Origin of the sequence: Tepidiforma sp. (assembly GCF_034433535.1) — a bacterium.
GTDB lineage: Bacteria > Chloroflexota > Dehalococcoidia > Tepidiformales > Tepidiformaceae > Tepidiforma.
Genome location: NZ_DAOUAO010000161.1, coordinates 1 through 5,093 on the forward strand (window position 1 = coordinate 1; position 5,093 = coordinate 5,093).

General features: G+C 69.8%; 3 protein-coding genes. All 3 read right to left on the reverse strand.

All coding sequences use genetic code 11. The annotated features are described in order from the left end of the window. A partial coding sequence (dnaE, locus tag VAE46_RS08660) for a DNA polymerase III subunit alpha (RefSeq protein ID WP_322796531.1) occupies positions 1-2,867 on the reverse strand: 2,867 nt, incomplete at its 3' end. 134 nt (positions 2,868-3,001) lie between these two features. Further along, complete coding sequence (locus tag VAE46_RS08665; protein ID WP_322796532.1) at positions 3,002-4,519, reverse strand: tetratricopeptide repeat protein; 1,518 nt, start codon at positions 4,517-4,519, stop codon at positions 3,002-3,004. Further along, the gene (locus tag VAE46_RS08670; RefSeq protein WP_322796533.1) at positions 4,519-4,929 is read right to left on the reverse strand and encodes a hypothetical protein; all 411 of its coding nucleotides are present in this window, start codon (positions 4,927-4,929) and stop codon (positions 4,519-4,521) included. Before VAE46_RS08670 ends, VAE46_RS08665 begins: the two co-directional genes overlap by 1 nt. Positions 4,930-5,093: the final 164 nt, after the last annotated feature.

A 5,093-nucleotide genomic window follows, 5' to 3' on the forward strand; every position in this document is an offset into this window, starting at 1 on the left:
TAGACGCCGAGCAGCTCCTTCTCCCAGGCGAGCAGGTCCTCGCGCTGCTGGGGCAGGACATCGAGGTCGAGCGAAGGGCGGGCCGCTTCGACCTGCACGCCGAAGAGGTCGAACAGGGTGGCCTGGCCGGATTCGCGCAGTTCGCGCTCGCGCCGGGCAAGGCCGATGAGCCGCTCGGCGTTGCCGGCGAGGGTGGCGCGGTTGAAGGGACCGGGTGGGCCGCCAAGGGTATCGAAGGCGCCGGCCCGGGCGAGGTGCTCGAGCACGCGCGAGGTGGCGGCCGAGAGGTCGGCGCGGCGGCAGAAGTCCTCGATGTCGCGATAGGGGCCGCTCTCCTCCCGCGCGCGGATGATCCCCTCGACCGCGGCCGAGCCGACGTTCTTGATCACGCCAAGCCCGTAGCGGATGGCGAGGCTGCCGTCGGGCCGGCGCTCGACGGCAAAGTTGTCCTGGCTGGCGTTGATGTCCGGCGGGAGGACTTCGATGCCGAGGCGCGAACACTCCGCCACGGCCGCCGCGATACGCGCGTGGGTATCGGGCGCGTTCTTCGCCAGCTGGAGCAGGGCCGTCATGTACTGGACGGGGTAGTTCGCCTTGAGGTAGGCCGTCTGGTAGGCGATGTGGCCGTAGCACCAGCTGTGGGCCTTGTTGAAGGCGTAGCCCGCGAACGGCTCGATCAGGTCGAAGACGGCGCGGGCATCCTCCTCGCGGTAGCCCTTGGCGACGGCGCCGGCGATGAAGCGGCCGCGCTCTTCGGCCATGATCTCGGCCTTCTTCTTGCCCATCGCCTTGCGCATGATGTCGGCCTGGCCGAGGGTGTAGCCGGCGAACTGGCGGGCGATGAGCAGCACCTGGTCCTGGTAGACGATGACGCCGTAGGTCTCGTCGAGGATGTCGGCCAGGTCGGGGTGCGGGTAGGTAATCGGCACCCGGCCGTGCTTGCCATCGATGTAGCGGGGGATGTGCTGCATCGGCCCGGGGCGATAGAGGGCCACCATGGCGCAGAGGTCGGCGATGCAGGTGGGCTGGAGCTCCTGGATGTAGCGGCGCATCCCCGCGGATTCCAGCTGGAACACCCCGAAGGTTTCGCCCTTGCCGAGCATCTCCATGGTCTTCGGGTCGCCGTCGGGCAGCCGGGTCAGGTCGATGGTTTCGCCCGTCGCCTCGCGGATAAGGTCGGTCGCGCGCTGGAGGATGGTCAGGTTCGACAGCCCGAGGAAATCCATCTTCAGCAGGCCGATTTTCGCGACCTGCTCCATGGCGAACTGGGTCATCGGGATGCTGTCGTCGTCGCCGCGCGTGGGCCGCTGGAGCGGCACGTGCTCGATGAGCGGGTCGCGGGAGATGACGACGCCGGCGGCGTGGGTGCTGGCGTGGCGGGCGACGCCCTCGAGCCGGCGGGCGGTATCGACAAGGCGCCGGACGCGCGGGTCGCTCTCGTAGGCCTCACGCAGCTCGTGCGATTGTTCGAGCGCCTCGGGCAGCGTGATGTGCAGCACCTCCGGCACGAGCCGGGCCACGCGGTCAGTCTCGGCGTAGCTCATGCCGAGGGCGCGGCCGACATCGCGGATGGCAGCCTTCGCCCCAAGGGTGCCGAAGGTGATGATCTGGGCCACCCGGTCGTGTCCGTAGCGCTCGTAGGCGAAGCGGATCATCTCGTCGCGGCGGTCGTCGGCGAAGTCGAAATCGACATCCGGCATTTCGCGCCGTTCGATGTTGAGGAACCGCTCGAAGACGAGCCGGTTGGCGACCGGGTCGATATCGGTCACGCGCAGGACGTAGAGGACGAGCGAGGCCGCCGCCGAACCGCGCACGCCCATGCGGATGCCAGATTTGCGCGCGAAATCCGCGATCTCCTTGACCACGAACATGTAGTCGGTGAAGCCGGTCTGCCGGAGGACGTCGAGCTCGTAGCGGAGGCGCTCCTCGAGCTCGGGGGTGACGACCTCGAAGCGTTCGCGCAGGCCGCGGAAGCAGAGCTCGGCGAGGTAGTCATCGCTGCTGCGGCCCGGCGGCACCGGCGGCTCGGGCAGGAGCTGGCGGTCGAAGCGGAGGTCGAGGTCGCAGGCATCGGCGACCAGCATCGTGTTGGTGATGAACTCGGGGTTCTCCGGGAAGAGGCGGAGCATCTCCTCTTCGCTCTTCAGGTAGTAGCCCTGCCCGTCGAAGCGGTAGCGGTCGCGCTGGTCGACCGTGGCGTTGGTGCCGATGCAGAGCAGGACGTCGTGGGCCTCGGCATCTTCGGGGAGGGTGTAGTGGCTGTCGTTGGTGGCCACCACGGGGATGCCGAGCTCTTTGCCGATGCTGGCGATCACGGGGTTGAGCCGGGTGAACTTCTCGTCGCCGTGGTCCTGGACTTCGAGGTAGTAGTGGCCGTCGAACACCTCGCGGTAGTACTTCGCGACGGCGATGGCGCCCTCGCGGTCGCCCTCCTGCACCCGCCGGTGGAATTCGGAGGAGGGGCAGCCGGAGAGCACGGTGATACCCTCGCAGTGCTTTTCGATGAGCTCGCGATCGATGCGGGGCTTGTAGTAGTAGCCTTCGAGGTTGGCCTTGGTGACGAGGGCGATGAGGTTCTTGTAGCCGGTGAGGTTCCGGGCAAGCATGACCAGGTGGTACGGCGAATTCTCGCCCTTCTCGCGGCTGAAGCGGCTGCCGGGGGCCACATACGCCTCGACGCCGATAATCGGCTTGATGCCGCGGGCGGTGGCCTCGCGGTAGAAGTCGATGGCGCCGTAGAGGGCGCCGTGGTCGGTCATGGCGATGGCTTCCTGCCCGAGCGCCTTGACCCGGTCCATGAGCGGGCCGATCTTGCTCATGCCGTCGAGCAGGGAGTACTCGGTGTGGGTGTGCAGGTGGGTGAACATCGCGGGTGGTTCAGTCTACCGCGGGGAGGTTGGAGGTGGGAGGTGGGAGGTGGGAGGTGGAAGGTGGGAGCAGGGAGCCGGGAGAGGTGAGAGGTGGAAGGTTGGAGGTTGGAGGTTGACGGCCCTGGCGTCGGTCAGCCCTGTTTGCCGGCCTCGCGGAGGATGCGCAGGAACTCCGGATCACCCTGGAGGATGGCCAGCTTCGGGTCGGCGGCGGCCTCCCGCGCGTAGCCGCTGTCGAGCGCGATCGCCCGGGCCGCGTGGCGGAGGGCCTCCTCGCGGTTGCCCAGCACCGCCGAGGCCTGGGCCACGCCGTAGTGGGCCGCGGGGTCGGCATCGTCGAGACCGGCCGCGGCTAGGAAATCGGCCAGCGCGGCCGCGGCATCGCCGCTGTGCAGGTGCGCCAGGCCGCGGTTCACCATCACCGTCGTATCGCCGGGGTCCACCCGCAGGGCGGCATCGAAATCGGCCAGGGCGGCGGCGTACTGGCCGCGATAGAGGTGGAGCATGCCCCGGTTGTTGAGGGCATCGGGGTCGTCCGGGTCGAGCTCGAGGGCCCGGTTGTAATCGGCCAGCGCGCGTTCGAACTCGCCCGAGCGGGTGAGCGCGTTGGCCCGGTTGTAGTAGGCCGCGGTCAGGTCGGGGTCGAGTTCGATGGCTTTCGTGTAGCGGTCGATGGCGAGGGTGAACTGGCCGACGTTGAAGTACACGTTTCCCTCATCGAGGTACGACTCGGCGGTACGCGGGGCGGGAGGCCGCACGGGGGCGGGGTCGAGGTCGCGCAGGGCCTCCTCCACGCTCTGCATCAGCGGCTCCTCGGCTGCTGGCGGCGGCGCTGCGGGCTGCGGCCGCGCTTCCGCGGACGGCGCGGCCGGCGCCGCTGCGTCCTCCGGCATGGCGGCGAGCTCCTCGAACCGGGTCAGGACCACATCGGGCTCGGCCGGCGCGGGAGCGGGCGCCGCTGGCAGCGGCTCATCGGCCGGGGCGGCGGATTCTTCCTCGATGACGGCCCACGGCAGGTCTTCGCTCGCCTCCAGCATGGGGCCGAAATCCGGCGCAGCTTCCGGGGCTCCCCCCGGCCGGGCGGCAGGGACGTCGGCGGCTGCCTCGCGTGCGGCGCGTTCGACCGCCTCGAGGAAGGCCTCCTCGGCCTGCAGCGCCGCGACTTCCTGGGCGAGGGAGCGCAGCTCGTGCCCGTCCGCGGGGAGCGGTTCGGCCTCGAGGGCGTCCTCCCCGGGCAGCGGCGCCGTCTCCAGGGCTTCCGGGGCGAAGGCGGGCGGCTCCTCCGGTTCGGACGGCGGAGCGGGCGGTTCGGCCGGGGCCGGCGCTTCCGCTGCGGGCGGCTCATCGACCACCTCGGCCTCGATGGCGACGGGCTCGGGTTCGACGATGTGGCCGGCCTCATCGATCGCCACATCGATGGCGGGCTCCCAATCGGGCGCGCGCATGCCCTCGGCCTCGGCATCGGCGATCTCCAGCTCGAGGGCGGCGTCCTCTTCGACGGTGGGCACCGGCTCGACCGTCGGCGGCGCCCAGCCGGGAGCAGCACCGACCCCGGGCGCGCTCGTGCGGGCGCGCAGCCAGCGGACGGCGAGGTAGAGCGCCGCGGTGACCACGGCGGCAACGAGGGCGACCCGCACGAGCCGCCGCATCAGCGGGCCTCGCGTTCGGCGTCGCGCTCGAGCAGGTGCTCGGTCACAAGCCGGAGGGCTTCGTAGGTGTAGAGCACGGCATCGCGGGGGTGGAGCTCGACCTTCTTCAGCGTTTCCTTGCGCGCGGTCACCGGGTCCCACGAGCCGGTCAGCTCGATGGCGTCATGGTCGATGCCCATCTGGAGCTCGTACAGCTCGCCGTCTTCCGCCACCACGATGCAGCCGAGGTCGGGGTCGGTGGCAAGGGGGCCGAGGTCGACCTCGATGGCGTTGGTGAAGAGCGCGTTAGGGAAGGGCGGGAAGGGGCGGAGCTCTTCGCAGGCCTCGCGGAGGAGGTCTCCGAGCTGGAAGGCCGCCCGCTCGAGGATGGCATCGGCCTGGGCTTTGCGGCGGAGCGCGCTACTGCTCATGGACTCGGAGTATAGAGGAGGTTGGAGCCCCGCACCCCACCCTCCCCGCCCGCGAGCCGGGAGCCGGGAGCCGAGAGGTGGTCGAACGTGCAACTCGTAACCTCCAACCTCCACCCTTTAACCTTCAACCTCCAACCTTTAACCTCCAACCTCCAACCTTCAAC

Bases quoted from the DNA above. Each gene is read 5' to 3' on its own strand.
- VAE46_RS08665 (WP_322796532.1), bottom strand. From the start codon at position 4,519: ATGCGGCGGCTCGTGCGGGTCGCCCTCGTTGCCGCCGTGGTCACCGCG.
- VAE46_RS08670 (WP_322796533.1), bottom strand. From the start codon at position 4,929: ATGAGCAGTAGCGCGCTCCGCCGCAAAGCCCAGGCCGATGCCATCCTC.